The organism is Achromobacter sp. MYb9 (assembly GCF_002975275.1).
Taxonomy (GTDB): domain Bacteria; phylum Pseudomonadota; class Gammaproteobacteria; order Burkholderiales; family Burkholderiaceae_B; genus Achromobacter.
Genome location: NZ_PCOQ01000026.1, coordinates 57,230 through 74,708, shown reverse-complemented (window position 1 = coordinate 74,708; position 17,479 = coordinate 57,230). Strand labels below are relative to the sequence as shown.

The following is a 17,479-nucleotide window of genomic DNA, read 5'->3' as shown; positions in this document are numbered from 1 at the left end:
CGGTCAAGGACAGCTTCACCGTCACCGTCACCGACGTGGCCGGTACTGCCACCAGCAATGACCTGGTTATCCAGATTATTGATACCGCTCCGGTTGCCAACGCTGACTCGGCGAGCGTTACCGAAGATGCCGCTGCCCCGATCACGGGCAACGTCCTGGGTAATGATGTCCTCGGCGCGGACACCAGCACGGTCGCCATCACCACGGGCGATGCCAAGTTCGGCACGCTGGTCGACAACGGCGACGGCACCTGGTCCTATCAGCTGAACAACAGCCTGCCGGCCGTCCAAGCCTTGAACAACGGCGACACGCTGACCGAGACCATCCGCTACACGATCACCGATGCCGATGGCGACACCAGCACCGCTGAACTGACCATCACCATCAATGGCCAGACCGATGCGCCTCCGGTCGTCACGCCTGAAGACGGCGACGGCGACGTCACTGACGCGCACAACAGCGTGGTTGAAGCTTCCGGTGACGCCGTCACCGGCAAGGTCACCGTGTCCGCTGAAGCTGGCGTCGCCGGCGTCACGGTCGGTGGACATGATGTCACCAACGCCTCCACGACCCCGGTCGTCATCACCACCGACAAGGGCGTGCTGACCATCACCGCCTATGACGCCACGACCGGCGTTATCACCTACTCCTATCAGGAGACGGGTGGCGCTGATGATCACACCGCGGGCGATGACTCGGTCAAGGACAGCTTCACCGTCACCGTCACGGACGTGGCCGGTATTGCTACCAGCAATGACCTGGTCATCCAGATCATCGACACGGCGCCGGTCGCCAATGCCGACTCGGCAAGCGTCAGCGAAGATGCGGCTGCGCCTGTCACGGGCAACCTGCTCACCAACGATACGTTGGGCGCGGACACCAGCAAGGTCGCCATCACCACGGGCGATGCCAAGTACGGCACGCTGGTCGACAATGGCGACGGCACCTGGTCGTATCAGCTGAACAACAGCCTGCCGGCCGTCCAAGCCTTGAACAACGGCGACACGCTGACCGAGACCATCCGCTACACCATCACCGATGCCGATGGCGACACCAGCACTGCTGAACTGACCATCACCATCAACGGCCAGACCGACGCGCCTCCGGTCGTCACGCCCGAAGACGGCGATGGCAACGTCACCGACGCGCACAACAGCGTGGTCGAAGCCTCTGGCGACACCGTCACTGGCAAGGTCACTGTGTCCGCTGAAGCTGGCGTCGCCGGCGTCACGGTCGGTGGGCATGATGTCACCAACGCCTCCACGACCCCGGTCGTCATCACGACCGATAAGGGTGTGCTGACCATCACCGCCTATGACGCCGCGACCGGCGTTATCACCTACTCCTATCAGGAGACCGGTGGCGCTGACGATCACACCGCGGGCGATGACTCGGTCAAGGACAGCTTCACCGTCACCGTCACCGACGTGGCCGGTACTGCCACCAGCAATGACCTGGTTATCCAGATTATTGATACCGCTCCGGTTGCCAACGCTGACTCGGCGAGCGTTACCGAAGATGCCGCTGCCCCGATCACGGGCAACGTCCTGGGTAATGATGTCCTCGGCGCGGACACCAGCACGGTCGCCATCACCACGGGCGATGCCAAGTTCGGCACGCTGGTCGACAACGGCGACGGCACCTGGTCCTATCAGCTGAACAACAGCCTGCCGGCCGTCCAAGCCTTGAACAACGGCGATACGCTGACCGAGACCATCCGCTACACGATCACCGATGCCGATGGCGACACCAGCACCGCTGAACTGACCATCATCATCAATGGCACCAACGACCTCCCGGTCCTCCAGGCTCACACCATCCAGATCCTGGAAGACCAGACCGCGATCGGCAATGTGCTCACGGGCGCCTCGGATGCCGAAAACGATACGCTGACCGTCACCGAGTTCTCGATCAACGGGACGAAGTACGACGCAGGCAGTGTCGCGGCCATTGCGGGCGTCGGCACGATCATCGTCAACGCCAACGGCGGTTATGTCTTCACACCCGACGCAAACTGGAATGGAGTCGTTCCGCAGGTCACGTACTCCGTGACGGACGGCACCGACACGACCTCCTCCGTTCTGGATATCGGCGTCCTGCCCGTCAACGATGCGCCGGTCTCGCAAGATGCCTCGGGCAACGTCGCGGAAGGCCAGGACTACGTCTTCGGCACGGACGACTTCGCGTTCTCCGACCCGGTGGAAGGCAATGCGATGGAGTCGCTGATCATCGACTCTCTCCCGTCCGGCGGCACGCTGCTTCTCAACGGCCAACCGGTTACCCAGGGCCAGGAAATCAGCGCCACGGATCTCGCGGACGGCAAACTGCTGTTCCGGCCTGACGCTTCCAACGTCGGCGAAAACGCAGGCTCGTCCTTCGAATTCCGCGTCAAGGATTCGGGCGGCACCACGAACGGCGGCCAGGACACGTCCGAACAGCAAACGTTCAAGCTGCACGTGGACCAGTTTGTTGGCGGCAACAATACCAATGACACGGTCAAGGGGGGCTCCGGCAACGACGTGCTGCTGGGCGACCAGGGCGGACTACAGCAGAACGTGACGCCGGGTACCAGCTACAACATCGCGCTGGTGCTGGACCTGTCGGGTTCGATGAACGATCAATGGGGCATGGGTTCCAGCCGCGAAACGCGACTGGCGACGGCCAAGAAGGCGCTGCGTTCCCTGCTGGAAAACCACCTGGTGGACCACGATGGCACGATCAACATCTCGTTGGTCACGTTCGCGGGCAGTTCCAGCACGCTGCAGACGTCCATTTCCGGCTTGAACCATAGCAACCTCGACCAGATCGTCAACAAGATCATGGGCTTGTCCGCCGACGGCGGTACGCCTTACGGCGCTGCGTTCAACAAGGCGACAGATTGGTTCGGCGACCAGCCCTCGGTGGATGCCAATGGCCAGCCCTACAAGAATCTGACGTTCTTCCTGACGGACGGCGAACCCAGCTCTGAAGCCTGGTACAACCGGGATACGGAGTTTGGCAAGCTGGCCGGCGTCAGCGATGTCCACGGCATTGGCATCGGCGACGGCGTATCGGTATCCACCCTGGACAAATACGACAATACGGGCGCTACCTTCACCAGTGGTGGCTGGACCGTCGCGACCTTCAACAACACCTCTGGCGTGAACAACTCCGCGAATTGGGAGAAGAGCGGCACGGGGTCGGTCTCGAACTCCAGCAACAAAATGCGCATCATCGATACGACGTCGGACGGCTCCCCTGTTACCGTGACGATGGCCGAATCGCACAAGATGGTCGTGACGGCCACCTCCGGCGCTTCGTTCGGATTCACGGCCAGCTTGGGCAACCAAAGTGCCGGGGACACCTTCGAATGGCGCTTGCTGAAACTGGTCGACGGCGTATGGACGGTGGCCGAAAAGGGCACCCAGGCCGACACCGTGACGCAGATCCATGGTCCTGGTGAGTACCGCTTCGAGTTCGTCGTGAATGACAAGAGCTCGGGCAGCGGCACCGGCCAATTCCGCGTGGATATCGATAATATCCAGACGTACACGTCGGGACGCACGGGCGCGTCCCAGGTCGTGCACGACCCGTCTGATCTGGAATCGGCGCTTGTCGGCGGCAGCACGACCAACGAATTGGCGCCTGTCGGCAACGACAAGATCTTCGGTGGCGACGGGGCGGACATCCTGTTTGGCGACGCGGTCAACACGGATCTGTTGCCGTGGGGTGTGGACGGCAACCCCGTCAAGCCGGCCGATTTGCCCAACGGGTCTGGCCTGGATGCGCTCAAGGAGTTCCTGCTGCTGAAGGACGGTACGCAGCCCACGGATGCCGATCTGCACAAGTTCATCTCGGAAAACCACGCGATCTTTGACGTGCCGGGCGACGCGCGCGGCGGCAATGACGAGTTGCATGGCGGCTCGGGCAACGACATCCTGTACGGCCAGGGCGGCGACGACGTCCTGTACGGCGATGACGGCAACGACATCCTGTACGGCGGCACCGGCAAGGACACGTTGCACGGCGGCGCCGGCAACGACGTCCTGATCGGCGGCAAGGGCGACGACATCCTGTATGGCGAGGGTGGTAGCGATACGTTCAAGTGGGAATTCGGCGATCAAGGCACCACGGCGCTGCCGGCGGTGGACGTGATCAAGGACTTCTCGAATGCCGGAATCGCGGACGGCGGCGACGTGCTGGATCTGAAGGACTTGCTGCAACACGAGACTGACGGCACGCTCTCGCAGTATCTGCACTTCTCGCAGGATCCCGCCAACAGCGCCAACACGATGATCTCGATCAGCACCACGGGCCAGATCGGCCAGGGCGCGGACCAGAAGATCATCCTGGAGAATGTCGACCTGACGAATGGCGGCACGCTCACGGACCAGGCCATCATCACCGACCTGCTGCAGAAGGGGAAGTTGAACGTCGACCACAGCTAACCCCTCGTACCCCTGGGGCGGGCCTGCAACGGCTCGCCCCAGGACGCAGGCATTTTTTAAACAGGGATGTCTGCGAGAGTCGGAAAAATGTGAAAATCCGTTTCATGTCCTCGACTCACCGTTTCCGCGGCATGCTGACCCTGTGCCGACTGGTGTTGCTATGCCTGGCTTGCGTCTGGGGCGGCAGTTTCGCCCTGGAGGTCAGCACCGACCGGCTGCAAAGCCTGGCGGCCAGCCGCTATGGCGCAAAAGGTGCGAAATCGGTGGGAAGCTGGTTGCAGCTGCTGCGCAACCCGCCGCCGTCCCTGGAACGGGACAAGCTGACGCTTGCGAACGATTTCTGGAACCGTGCGCTGCTCTCGGGCGAAGACACGACCATCTGGGGGCAAGCGGACTACTGGGCTACCCCGCTGGAATCGCTGGGCAAAGGCGCTGGCGACTGTGAAGACTACGTGGTCGGCAAGTACTTCACCTTGCTCTCGATGGGCGTCCCCGCCAACAAGCTGCGCTTCATCTACGTCCGCGCACGCATCGGCGGCCCCGCCAGCAGCAGCCAGGTCGCCCACATGGTGCTTGGCTACTACGAAACCCCGAATGCCGTCCCGTTGGTGCTGGACAGCCTGATATCAACCATTCTTCCGGCGACGCAGCGTCGCGACCTGACGCCGGTCTTCAGCTTCAACGCCGACGGCGTCTACGTTGACGGCAAGCCCGCCGCGCCGGTTGACCGACTCAGCCGCTGGCGTGATCTACTTCAACGCATGGAACGGGAAGGCATACGCCCCTGACGGCCGGAAACAAGACTATGTCCATACTTCGACAGCTACTGCTCAGCGTTACCCTTGCGATCGGCGTCATTCTGCTGGGCACCCTGGCGCTCAGCGTCAACTCGGCGCGCGAATACCTGTCGGGCCAGTTGCAGGTGCAGAGCACCGATGCCGCGGTGTCGCTGGCGCTGTCCTTGTCGCAGCCGGCCAACAATGACCCGGTCCTTCAGGAATTGCTGGTGTCGGCCCTATACGATGGCGGCCATTTCTCGCTGGTACGCCTGGCTGATCCAGACGGCAAGGTGCTGATCGAGCGCAAATCCGACGCCACGCCCAAGTCGGTTCCCGGTTGGTTCCAGAAATTGGCGCCGCTGGACACGCAGCCCGCCAGCCATGCCGTCAGCGACGGCTGGCGCCAGCTTGGCGAAGTCACGCTGATCGCCAACGACGCTTATGCCTGGGAAGCCTTGTGGCGCAGCAGCCTGAAGATGATCGCGCTGGTCGTGGGCGCGGGCGTATTGTGGGCCGTGTTCGCGTTTGTGCTGGTGGGCTGGATCAAGAACCGCCTGCTGCGCGAGATCAGCGACCATGTTCGCAGCATTGGCCGGGACACCCCGCCCGAGCAGGTCGAGGCCCGCGTGCCCGAGCTGTCCGGCGTCGTGCAGGCGTTGAACCAGACCCGTGAGCGCGTGTACGCCAGCGTCGAAGAACAGAACGCCAAGATTGAATCGCTGGAACTGGAACTGAACCAGGACCCGGTGACGGGCCTGCCCAATCGCAAGTATTTCGTCAACGAGTTCCGACGGGCATTGGAAGCGCCGGTTGCGGCCACGGGCCAGCCGGGGTCGCGGTCGATTGCCGGCGGGCATGTGCTGGTGTTCCGTCAGCGGGATCTGGCCGACCTGAACCGCCACATGCCGCGCGAATTCATCGATCAATGGCTGCGCGCGGCGTGCCAGCGCATTCAGGGCACGCTGCAGCGCCTGAATGTCGCGGCCCCGCTGCTGGCCAGGCTGAACGGTTCCGATTTTGCGCTGCTGCTGCCGAGCTGCGCGGCGCCCAAGGCAATGATGGTCGCCGAACAGTTGCGGGCGGACCTGCATGCTTCGCGCATCCCGGTCGGTGAAGGCCATCTGTGCCGCTGGGCGCAAGCCATGACCGACTACGGCTCGGGCAATCAGGCCGGCCCGGTGCTTGCGCGCCTGGATTTTGGCTTGATGCGGGCGGAAAGCGCCAACAACGATCAGGTCGTGATCGCTGGCGCGACCGATATGCAATCGCCGTCGGAATCGGGCGAACGCGCCTGGAAAGACGCCATCCTGACCGCGCTGGAAAAAGACCAATTCGAATTGGCGACCGAACCCTTGGTCGCTGCCGACGGCAGCAAGGTGCGCACGGAAGCCATGCTGATGTTGCGCACGGCCCCGGACCAGGTCGCGATTCCCGCCACCTTGTTCATCCCGCCCGCGGTGCGGCTGGATCTGGTGGCCGAATGCGACCTGGAGTCCGTGCGCCTGGGCGTGGAATGGCTGGTGGCTCACGAAGGCGAGCTTGCCGTCCGGGTCGCCCTGCCCTCGTTGCGAGGCCAGAAGTTCTTCCGCCAACTGGCGCTGTTGCTGACGGAACACCGTGGACTGGCCCCGCGTCTGTTCCTGGAAATCGACGCCCACGGCCTGGTGGAATGCCATGAGCAGATCGCCACGCTGGCGCGCGTGGCATCGGAATTCGGGGCGCATATCGGCGTGCGCCGCCTGGCGCAGCAATTCGGCGCCGTGGCGCAGCTGCACACGTTGCCCTTGTCGTATGTGAAGTTGGGCGGCGGGTTTGTCGGCGGGATGTCCCAAAGCCCCGGCAGCCAGCAATTGACGGCTTCGGTGCTGGAAACCGCGCGCACCTTGAATATCGCGGTCTACGCCGAAGACGTGCCCGACGCCGAAACCCGTCGCATTCTTTCCAGTTTGGGTATCAGCATCATGCGCGGCCCGGGCGTGGAAGCCGGGGCCAGCGCAACCTGACAGCAGCGCAACGCTACTTCTTGGCTTGCTGATACAGCGGCATCACCTGCTGCGCGGCGGCCTGCAAGTCGGTGATGCGTGACGCCGCCGACGGGTGCGTGGACAGGATTTCCGGCGGCGCGTTGCCGCTGTCGGCCGCCCCCATCTTCTGCCACAGCGTCACTGCGGCGCGCGGGTCAAAGCCCGCCCGCGCCGCCAGTTCCACGCCCATCCGGTCTGCTTCGGTCTCGTGCGTGCGGCTATTGGGCAGCGTGAACATCACGCTGGTGAGTTGCCCGCCCAGATCGGACGCAACGTTGGAACCCGTGGCGATGGACAGCACCTGCAAGCCCAGGTTGGTGGCCATCTGCTGCGAAACGCGCTCACGCGCATGCTCGCGCAGCGCATGGGCGATCTCGTGGCCCAGCACGGCGGCCAACTCGTCGTCGGTTGGCTTGATCTTGGAAATCAGGCCCGTGTAGACGGCGATCTTGCCGCCGGGCATGCACCACGCATTGATCTCGTCGCTGGACAACACGTGCACTTCCCACTTCCAGCCTGACGCGTCGGGCCGGAATGTTCCGGCCTGCGCGATCAGCCGCTGAGAGATGGCGCGCACCCGGGATAGCTGTTGCGCATCGCGATCCAGCAAACCCTTGGCCTGAGCCTGTTTGAGGATGTCGGTGTATTGCTGGCTGGCCTCTTGCTCCAGCGCCTCTGACGGCACAAGGCTGGACATGTACTGCGTGCGGTTGACGCCAACGGCGCCGGACTGCGTGGTATTCATGCCGGAACAGCCGACCAGGGCTGCCAGCAAAAGCGTCACGGCCGTGCCGCGCAATAGATGACGTTTACGGTTCATGTCGGTCTCCAGCAGACGATGGCAGGAACGGGAACGCCCGTCAGTCAGAGCGGATCGCCGCACTGTCCGCGATGGCGCAATGCGTGGTCGATCAGCACCAGGGCAAGCATGGCTTCAGCGATGGGTGTCGCGCGGATGCCGACGCAAGGGTCATGACGGCCCAGCGTCTGCACCATGACCGGATCATTCGCACGATTGACCGAGCGCCGTTCGACGCGGATGCTGGACGTGGGCTTGATGGCCAGCGACACGGTGATCGGCTGGCCCGTTGAAATACCGCCCAGCACGCCGCCGGCATGATTGGTCAGGAAACCGTCAGGCGTGATCTCGTCGCCGTGCTCGGAACCGCGCTGGGCGATGCTGTCGAAGCCCGCGCCGATGGACACGCCCTTGACGGCATTCAGGCCCATCATCACATGCGCGATGTCTGCATCCAGGCGATCGTAGATGGGTTCGCCCCAGCCGGCCGGCAGGTTCTCGGCCACGACTTCGATCCGGGCGCCGACGGAATCACCGTCCCGGCGCAACTGGTCCATATAGGCTTCCAGTTCGGGCACGACCTGGGCATTGGGCGCGTAGAACGGATTGTTGGGGACTTCGTCCCACGACACGAAAGGAATCGCGACCGGGCCCAACTGGCTCATGTAGCCGCGCACTTTCACGCCGTACTGTTCGGCCAGCCACTTTTTGGCGATGGCGCCAGCGGCCACGGTGGGCGCGGTCAAGCGCGCGGACGAGCGGCCGCCCCCGCGCGGGTCGCGCACGCCAAACTTGCGCCAATAGGCGTAGTCGGCATGCCCCGGACGGAACGTATCGGCAATATTTGAATAGTCTTTGCTGCGCGCGTCGGTGTTGCGGATCAGCAGACCGATCGGCGTGCCAGTGGTGACCCCTTCATAGACGCCGGACAAGATTTCGACCTGGTCGGCTTCCTGGCGCTGCGTGACGTGGCGCGACGTGCCGGGGCGGCGGCGGTCCAGTTCAAGCTGGATATCGGCGGCGTCCAGGGGCAGCCCCGGGGGGCAGCCATCCACGACGCAACCGATGGCCGGCCCGTGGGATTCGCCGAAATTCGTAACGGTAAATAGGGTACCTAGGGTATTGCCGGGCATAGGGAGTCAACAGGTCGGATTTGCAAGCAACCCCGATTATGACACCGCCGAAGCCAAAGCCTGGATTTCCGAGGCGGGCGCCGGGCGTCCCAGCAGAAAGCCCTGCATCTCCCGGCATCCCAGCGACTTGAGAATTTCGCGCTGGCCTTCGGTTTCGACCCCCTCGGCCACCACCGGCAGGCGCATGGCTTGGCACAACCCGAACAGCGCGGACACGACTTCGCGACTGTCGGCGTCGGACTCCAGCGCCGAAATGAAGCTGCGGTCGATCTTGACCCAGTCGATCGGCAGATGGCGCAGGTGGTTCAGGCTGGAATACCCGCAGCCGAAATCATCCAGCGCCACGCCGATGCCCTTGGCACGCAGCGTGTTCAGTATCTTCACGTGCCGCTCGTAGTGCAGGATGAAGATCGATTCCGTGATCTCAAGCACCAGTTTGTGCGGCGACAGCCGGGTGGCCGCCAGCACGTCGGCTACCAGCTGCACCAGCCCTTCCTCGTTCATCTGCTTGACCGACAGATTCACGTGAACCCGCCAAGCCGGCGGCCATAACGCCGCCTGCGAGCAGGCTCGCTCCAGAATCCAGGCCCCCAGCGGAACGATCAGGCCGCTACGCTCCGCCAATTCGATGGTGACTGCGGGCGACACACTGCCCAATATGGGGTGATGCCAACGCAACAGGGCCTCGCAGCCCTGCACCACACCGGTTCCGCTATCGCACACCGGCTGATAGAACAGTTCGAACTGCTCCATGGCAGGCGTCGTCAGTGCCAGGCGCAGATCGTTTTCCAGGCCTTGCTGGTCGCGATGCCGCGCCAAGAGCCGGAAATCGAACAGATTCCATCCGGGGCCGCCCCGCTCTTTCAGCGGAACCATCGCCACCTGCACGCAGCGTTGCATTTCTTCCACAGTACGGCCGTGTTCGGGATACAACGCCGCCCCCACCCGGAAGACGACAATCAGGGGACGCCCCCCTAATTCATACGGCGCGTTCAAGTCCTCAAGCAGCTTGGCCGACACCTGGGCCGCGCCCACTTCGTCCACCTCAGGCACGCAGACGGTAAAGCTGTCGACCCCGGTCCGCGCGACCATGCCCCCCAACGTGCGAGTGATCAGACCCAGGCGGTTGGCCACCTGCACCAGCAGCGACCGGTCTTCACCGGCGCGCAGCATGGCGCTGATTTCGGCGTATTGCTCGAAACTCACCAGGAAAAAAGCGCCATGGCGTGCTGGCCCTTCCGTCTGGGCCAGCCAGGCGCGCGCGCGGCGATGCAGCTCCTGCTGGCTCAGGACGCCGGTCAATTCGTCGCGCGTCAGTCGTCGACGCAAGGCACGTTCCCTGCGGACGAAAAACACGCTTATCGCCGCAAGTGCACCTGCGAGCATCAGGCACAGTGCGAGCAGGTAACTCTCACGCACGGAGCCCCCTATCTAGAAACCCCTGGCGTTGCGGTCCGAGAAAGAACCCAAGGGCTGTAACATTTTTTAAATTATGCATTATTTTCGCAAAAAAACGCCACACTTCAGAGGCAACGCGCCCCTTTTCCTTGAAATCCTAAGGCTCTTTGCTTGCTCGTGGATGGTCATATCGGTCCCTGGATAGCGTTCGCTGGCCGGTCCATAGATCCATGCCCTACCCTTACTACGACAGCCAAAGCCCAAAAATTAATACGCCCTGTCTCAATAGTTCTCAACGCGGGCAGTTATCACGATCGAAATAATTGCACAGGTCGTCAGATGTCGTAGTGAATTTCGTAATATTCTGTACGTTCTGTGACATGCCGAATTACAGTGTAGGCGGCGCCACTAAGGTATTGGTAACGTGTGTCACGTTTCTTATCCAGGCTTTTTCCCGTTGGACGCGTTCGCTGCCCGACGTCCCCTTTCATCGGCCGCCCGGCAACTCTCCCCGCGAGCAGGCATGCCGTCCAAAAAGGGAACCCCAAACACATGTCGACATTCCGCCGGTTATTTTTTTGCACAGCCCTTCTGATCGGCTTCATCCTGCTCGGCGCCCAAGCGCTGGGGATGCTTGCCGCTCATCGCTATCTCAGCGCGCAAGTCACGCAGCAAAGCGAAGGCGGCGCCAGCGCGTTGGCCTGGGCGCTGTCCCACGCCACGTCCAGCCCGGCAGACCGGTCGACCCTGGCGAACGAGCTATTCGAACAAGGGCTGTATGCGCTCGTGCGCATCACGGATGAAGGGGGGAATACTGTCGCCGAATACAAAAAGCGCCAACACGCCGCCGGTCGAGACGGAAATTGGCGTAACGCGTGGTTGAACGTGCAGGCGCCGTCGGTGTCGCGGCCCTTCGGCTCGTCTGACGGCAGCGCCCGAGGCACCGTCACGGTGCAGGCGGACACGCGGTTGGCGCGCGACACGCTGTGGCAAGGCGGCGTGCGGATCCTGGGCCTGGTGCTTGGGGCGGGCGTCTTCTGGGCGCTATTCGCCCTGAACCTGGTGCGCTGGATCGAGACCCGGACGTCGCGCGACATTTGCGAGCGCGTGCGTGCGCTGGACCCGGGCAACCACGCGGCGCTGACAGGATCGTGCGAATTGGCCGGCGTGGACCAGGCGCTGGTCGACGCGCAGCGCCGGGTGGCTGCCACCGTGGAAGAACAGAACGCAAAGATCGAATCCCTGCAAAGCGAGATCTACCGGGATACCGTTACCCGCCTGCCCAACCGCAAGTACTTCGTCGATCAGTTCAGGGCGGCGTTGACGGACAAGGCGCCGGATGCCGGCGGCCACATCCTGATGTTCCGCCAGCGCGATCTGGCCGAGATCAATCGGCATTTGTCGCGCGCCTTTACGGATCAATGGCTGCGTTCGTCATCCGACCGCTTGCGCAAATTGATCGAGGAATTCGGTGGGCCGTCGGCGCAGATCGCGCGCATCAGCGGGTCGGACTTCGCGTTGTTGATGCCCCACACATCGGCGCCGCAGGCCAGCCTGCTGGCAGAGCGGGTCCGCCGAGAACTGCGATCGCTGCGCGTGCCGATGGATAAGTATGGCTGGTGCCGGTGGGCCCTGGCCATGACCGCTTTCGCCCCCGGCGACAACATGAGCGATACGCTGGCCCGGCTGGACCACGCCTTGATGTGCGCCGAAAGCGCGGACGACGACCAGATCACCCCGGCAAGCCAGGCCGCCGACAGCACGCGTATCGGGGAATACAGCTGGCATGACGCCCTGGCGACCGCCCTGGAACAACACCGTTTCTCGCTATCGATCCAGCCGCTGCACGCGGTATCGGGCGCATTGCTGCACCACGAGGCCAGCCTGACCCTGCATGACGCGTCGGGCGAAGATCCCGTGCCGGCATCCATCTTCATGCCGCCCGCGGTCCGCTTGGGCCTGTCCGCCGAATGCGACATCCAGGCCATCCGACTGGGCCTGGATTGGCTGTTCACCCATACCGGGGCACTGACTGTTCCCCTATCGCTGGCCTCGCTGGCGCAAACATCCTTCCTGTCCAGGCTCGGCAGGATGCTGGCCGATCGTCCGGTGTTGACCCAACGCCTGATCGTCGAAGTCGATGCCGCGGGGCTGGTTGAACAAGGCGCGGACTTGCGCCAGCTGTGCGACATCGTCACCGCGGCGGGCGCCCGGATGGGCATATCACGGCTGCCGCAGCAATTCGGTGCGATGGAACATCTGCACGAATATCCCGCGTCGTACCTGAAGCTATGCGGCAGTTTCATCACCGGTCTATTGCACAGCCCCGGCAGCCAACATCTGGCTGCCACCGTGGTGGCCACCGCCACGACCCTGGACATGGCCGTCTATGCCGAAGACGTACCCGATTTGGCCACCCAGGCCATTCTGGAAAGTCTTGGCGTCCGCGCGATACGCGGGGCTGTCGTAAACTTCTCGCATCAGCGCGAACTCGCGCCGGATCACCAATGGGTTCCTAGTTGACGGAAGGATTGTTTCTTCGCACCCGCTGGCGTTTTCGCCATCATCGTGCGCGACGCGCCAATACCGGCGCGCGAACGGTGTCATCGCGGTTGGGCGCGCTGCTATGCGCGCTGTGCTGCGCCGTCCTTTGGCCAGGCGCCGCCCTGGCATTGGGCCTGAACGTCTCCCCCGAAGACATGCCGCTTGGGCTGACAGCCGGCGCCGCCATCGCAGGCGGACTGGCATGCGCCATCGCCTGGGGCGCCACCCGCGAATCCCTCTATGGCGCCGGCGTCGTCTTCATGCTGATCGAAGGCCTGTTCCGGTCATCGCCCGATTTTCTACCGCCCGGCGCGTTGCAAGCGGGATCTTTCGCGGCCTTGCTGGCCCTGACCGCACCGCTGCTCTCGGATTTGCCATATGCCGCGAAACTGGCGGCGGTCTGCCGCGGCCTGAGCGTCGCGCTGGCAGCCATTGCGGCGTTGGCGCTGATCTTCGTGTATGAAACCGAAAACGGCTCGTTCCCGGCTGCGATCGCCGGGTTTTGCGCCGTGCTGAGCGTGCCGCTGGCCCTCTGGTTTGCTACACGCGCCGCGGTACGCAAGACGCGCCGCGGGCTGTCGATGGCGCTGGCCGCCACGTATGCGGCGTCGGCCTGGATGCTGGGAGCCGATGCCTGGCGGTCCAACGGCGCCGATACCGCCGACACGATGATCGAGCTGGCGCGCCTGCTGCTGGTCGCGGGCGCGCTCTTCAGCCTGGCGCTGACCCGCCATGCCTCCCCGCAAACCTCCGCTCATCGCGCCGGGCATGATCCCGCCGATGTCGAGCATCTGGCCCAAGGCGAGTTGCGGCTGGCCGAACTGGCTGGCGCGCTGGACACGCAGCGCCAGATGAATGCGCTGATCTCCCACGAATTGCGCGCGCCGCTGGCTACCATCAGCGCGGCGGCCCAATCGCTGGACATGATCCTGTCCGACAGTGGCGAGGCCGTCGATAACCGGCTGGGCCGGATACACCGTTCGGTTGGCCGGATGACTGAATTGATGGACCAGTTGCTGAACCAGGATCGCCTGGAGGAGCAGGCCTGGACCCCGCGCGGTGAACAAACCGATCTTGCAGAGCTTGCGCGCGATGTCGTAACGGCGATGCAGCCGGATACCGCCCATGCGTTGATGATTCAGGCCGGCGGCGCCCTGCCCGCGTATTGCGATCGCCCCCTGACCAGCGTGGTGGTGCGCAACCTGATCCACAACGCAATCAAGTATTCGCCGGCCAATCAGCCCGTCAGAATCGAAACAGGCCAGACCTGTCCCGACGGCATTCCGATGGTTTGGCTGGCCGTCATCGACCGCGGCCCGGGTATTGGCGAAGAGGAACAAGCGCGAATCTTCGAACCCCATTTCCGGCGCTCGGCGCATCGCGAGACCCAGGGCATGGGCATCGGCTTGTATCTGGCGCGCCGAATCTGCCAGAACCAGGGCGGGTCGCTGACCATGCAAAGCCAGGTGGGGGTCGGCACGCGTTTCATCATCACGCTGCCCGCCCAGGCCCCGGAAGCCCAGGTCCCGGAAGCCTCAGCCGCGGCAAGCTAGCCGCGCAGGCGAAGCCCCGTAAGGAATCAGGCGGCGAAGACGTAACCTTGGCCGCGCACCGACAGCACCGGCAGCTTCAGGCCGGCGCTTTGCGCTTTGGCGCGCAGGCGGCTCACCAGCACGTCGATACGGCGCAGTTCGAAGCCGCCAGGGCTGTCCGGCAAGAAGAGTTCGGCAAGCACCTGACGGCTGACGGCGCTGCCGGCGGCATCCATCAAAGCCATCAAAAAGGTGCGTTCCTGGGCGCTCAGGTGCAAAGACGCGCCGTCAGGGGCCACCAGTATCCAGCCGCCGTCCTGCAAGGACCACGTGCTGTCCGCCGACGCGCGCGTTTCCGCATCCGCCGGACGGGGCGCCTTGGCCAGACGCATGCGGCGGGCCAGGCTGCGAATGACGGAACTGAGCTCAAGCAGATCCACGGGCTTGGTCATGTAGACGTCCGCCCCGCCTTCCAAGCCGCGCACACGGTCTTCAAGAGCGCTGCGGCCGGTCAGCATGACGATGCCCACCGGGCTCAACGCCCGCAACCGGGTCGCCACGGAAAAGCCGTCTTCGCCGGGTAGGTGCGCATCCAGGATGACGATGTCGCACGGCTGCTCCTGCAGGCGGCGATAAAACGCCGCAGCATTGTCACAAGCAAACGCTACCCGAAAACCGTAGCCGCCCAAGCCTAATGCCAACTCCTCCCGGAAGTCGGCATCATCCTCGAGCAGACCGATACATAGCAAACCATCTGCGCCAGGCATATTCAGAGTGCTTTATATTGAAAATTGTCGACAAATGCCCCCAGGGATGCGGCATGTCATCCTGAGTGTCCCGCAGGCCACAATCTTACGAGATTTACAATGGAAACGAATGATTGCAGTGAAAAAAACCGCGATATTTCACTCTCTTTCATCGCTTTTTCACGTAAATCACAAGATTTTGGTATGCGTTTTCTTGCGATTGGCGTCAAACATCGTCAAGACGAGCAACTGACTTCAAGGCTGCCGGCCCAATCCGGAGGCAATCCGGCATAGCGTTCATACCCGGGCTGCGCGTTAAAAGGCGCGCGCAGCAGCTTCATCAGCGTATCGATTTCGCCGACGTCACCGGTTTTGGCCGCCCGAATCGCCTCTTCCGCCAAGTGGTTGCGCAAGACATACAGCGGATTAACGCGGTTCATCGCCTGCGCCGTCTCCTGCGCGGAGCGCCCGTCCTGCGATTGACGCGCCTGCAGTTGGTCCAGCCAGGCGGCGGCAGCTGGCCGGTCGATGAACAGGTCTTCGAACGCGTTGCGTTGCCCCTGCACGGCATCCGCCAGGCGCCGCCACGACAAGGTGAAATCGGCCTGATTGGCGTCCATCAGCTTGAGCAGGTCGTCCAGCAGCGCCTCATCGGCCGGACGCCAGGCGGCCAGGCCCAGCTTTGCGCCCATCCGGTCGTGGAACGCCCGGGTGAAAACCGCCTCGAATTCGTCCAGCACGGCGCGCAGGCCTTCGACATCCTGCACCAGCGTATGCAGGCTGCCGCCCAGCCGGTACAGGTTCCATAGCGCCACCGACGGTTGCCGGTTCCAGGAATAGCGCCCTTCCGTATCCGAGTGATTACAAACATGCCCCAGGCGAAAACCGTCCATGAATCCATACGGACCGTAATCCAGCGTCAGGCCCAATATGGACATATTGTCCGTATTCATGACGCCGTGGCAGAAACCCACGGCCTGCCAGTCCGCCATCAGTAGCGCGGTACGGTGCGTGACGGCGCGCAGCAGATTGATATACGGCGCGGTCTCGGTCAAAGGCTCGCCCGAGGGCGATTCACGGCACTCGGGGTAGAAGCGGTCGATAACGTAATCCGCCAGCGTCTTCAATAACTCGAGCTGGCGGCGCGACGACCAATGCTCGAACGAGCCAAACCGCACGAAACTGGGCGACATTCGCGTCACGATAGCGGCGGTCTCCACCGTTTCCCGCATGACGGGATCGTCGGACACCACCAGCGCCAACGCCCGCGTCGTGGGAATGCCCAGCCCGTGCATGGCTTCGCTGGCCAGATATTCCCGCACCGACGACCGCAGCACGGCCCGGCCGTCGCCCATGCGCGAGTACGGGGTCATGCCTGCCCCCTTCAATTGCAACTCCCAGCCGCCGGCCGGCCCTTCGACTTCGCCAAGCAAATGAGCGCGCCCATCACCCAACTGGCCGGCCCACACCCCGAACTGGTGCCCACTGTAGACGGCTGCCAGCGTATCCCCGCCCGGCAGGGGCAGCGAGCCCGAAAACACCGACAGGAATTCCGGCGTGGACAGCACCGAGGGGTCCAGGCCGATCAGCCCGGCTGCGTCGGCGTTGGCGTGAAGCAGACGCGGATGGTTCAGCCCCTGCGGCGTCAGCCGCGTATAGAACGCGTCGGGCAACGCGGCGAACGTATTGACGACGTGCAGTTCGGACAAGGATTGAGCGGTCATGCGCGTTGGCTCCTCGCGGCCCGCTTGGCGGGGCGCACATAGAAAATGGCGCTAAGGAAGAAGATGGACGACAGGACGATCTCGCCCCAAGCCATCAGCACCGAGAGCGGGGCCGGATCGGACATGGCCCGCACCGCGCCTTCCATCAGATACAGCAGCGACAGCATCGACGCCCACTGATAGGTATAGAGGTTTCCCCGCAGAATGCCACGCAGCGGAAAAGCCAGCGGCAGCGCTTTCAGCAGCATCCAGGAACCGCCCGGCCGCACAGGCGCCACCACGGTTTCCCAGGTAACGCACAGGACGATCAGGGCGAACAGTGAAACCGAGGCCAGCAGGCGCAAGCGGGGGTTGAGTTCAGGGTTCATGCTGC

The 17,479-nt window shown here is 63.5% G+C and carries 11 protein-coding genes; 5 read left to right on the top strand and 6 right to left on the bottom strand.

What is annotated here, in order from left to right; genetic code table 11:
• From CQ050_RS26410 to CQ050_RS26400, 3 genes are all read left to right on the top strand, one after another.
• Positions 1-4,427 (top strand): VCBS domain-containing protein (locus CQ050_RS26410; protein ID WP_146121064.1); only part of this gene is annotated, 4,427 nt, incomplete at its 5' end.
• Between the two features lie 104 nt (positions 4,428-4,531).
• Positions 4,532-5,215, top strand: a complete 684-nt coding sequence (locus tag CQ050_RS26405; protein WP_105559806.1) for a transglutaminase-like cysteine peptidase — start codon at positions 4,532-4,534, stop codon at positions 5,213-5,215.
• Positions 5,216-5,232: 17 nt separating this feature from the next.
• Positions 5,233-7,209 (top strand): LapD/MoxY N-terminal periplasmic domain-containing protein, encoded by a 1,977-nt coding sequence (locus tag CQ050_RS26400; RefSeq protein WP_105559802.1) that lies wholly within the window; start codon positions 5,233-5,235, stop codon positions 7,207-7,209.
• Between the two features lie 13 nt (positions 7,210-7,222).
• Here CQ050_RS26400 and CQ050_RS26395 read toward each other — a convergent pair whose 3' ends face one another.
• Genes CQ050_RS26395 through CQ050_RS26385 form a run of 3 tightly spaced genes read right to left on the bottom strand, consistent with a single transcriptional unit; the run spans position 7,223 to position 10,581 of the window.
• The gene (locus CQ050_RS26395) at positions 7,223-8,050 is read right to left on the bottom strand and encodes a M48 family metallopeptidase (RefSeq protein WP_105559801.1); all 828 of its coding nucleotides are present in this window, start codon (positions 8,048-8,050) and stop codon (positions 7,223-7,225) included.
• A 44-nt stretch (positions 8,051-8,094) separates the two neighbouring features.
• Positions 8,095-9,162 carry a chorismate synthase gene (gene aroC / locus CQ050_RS26390; RefSeq protein WP_105559800.1) on the bottom strand — a complete coding sequence of 356 codons (1,068 nt, stop codon included), beginning with the start codon at positions 9,160-9,162 and terminating at the stop codon, positions 8,095-8,097.
• Positions 9,163-9,198: 36 nt separating this feature from the next.
• Positions 9,199-10,581 (bottom strand): bifunctional diguanylate cyclase/phosphodiesterase, encoded by a 1,383-nt coding sequence (locus CQ050_RS26385; protein ID WP_105559799.1) that lies wholly within the window; start codon positions 10,579-10,581, stop codon positions 9,199-9,201.
• A gap of 609 nt (positions 10,582-11,190) precedes the next feature.
• Here CQ050_RS26385 and CQ050_RS26380 point away from each other — a divergent pair.
• The gene (locus CQ050_RS26380; protein ID WP_233214305.1) at positions 11,191-13,083 is read left to right on the top strand and encodes an EAL domain-containing protein; all 1,893 of its coding nucleotides are present in this window, start codon (positions 11,191-11,193) and stop codon (positions 13,081-13,083) included.
• A gap of 77 nt (positions 13,084-13,160) precedes the next feature.
• Positions 13,161-14,657, top strand: coding sequence for a sensor histidine kinase KdpD (locus CQ050_RS26375; protein ID WP_233214304.1), 1,497 nt, complete (start codon positions 13,161-13,163; stop codon positions 14,655-14,657).
• A 26-nt stretch (positions 14,658-14,683) separates the two neighbouring features.
• Here CQ050_RS26375 and CQ050_RS26370 read toward each other — a convergent pair whose 3' ends face one another.
• From CQ050_RS26370 to CQ050_RS26360, 3 genes are all read right to left on the bottom strand, one after another.
• Positions 14,684-15,403: a response regulator transcription factor gene (locus tag CQ050_RS26370; RefSeq protein ID WP_105559797.1), complete on the bottom strand. Its 720-nt coding sequence runs from the start codon at positions 15,401-15,403 to the stop codon at positions 14,684-14,686.
• A 215-nt stretch (positions 15,404-15,618) separates the two neighbouring features.
• The gene (locus CQ050_RS26365) at positions 15,619-17,106 is read right to left on the bottom strand and encodes a YdiU family protein (RefSeq protein WP_105559796.1); all 1,488 of its coding nucleotides are present in this window, start codon (positions 17,104-17,106) and stop codon (positions 15,619-15,621) included.
• Positions 17,103-17,474, bottom strand: a complete 372-nt coding sequence (locus CQ050_RS26360) for a DUF2069 domain-containing protein (RefSeq protein WP_105559795.1) — start codon at positions 17,472-17,474, stop codon at positions 17,103-17,105. The genes CQ050_RS26365 and CQ050_RS26360 overlap by 4 nt, the downstream gene beginning before the upstream one ends.
• Positions 17,475-17,479 lie beyond the last annotated feature (5 nt).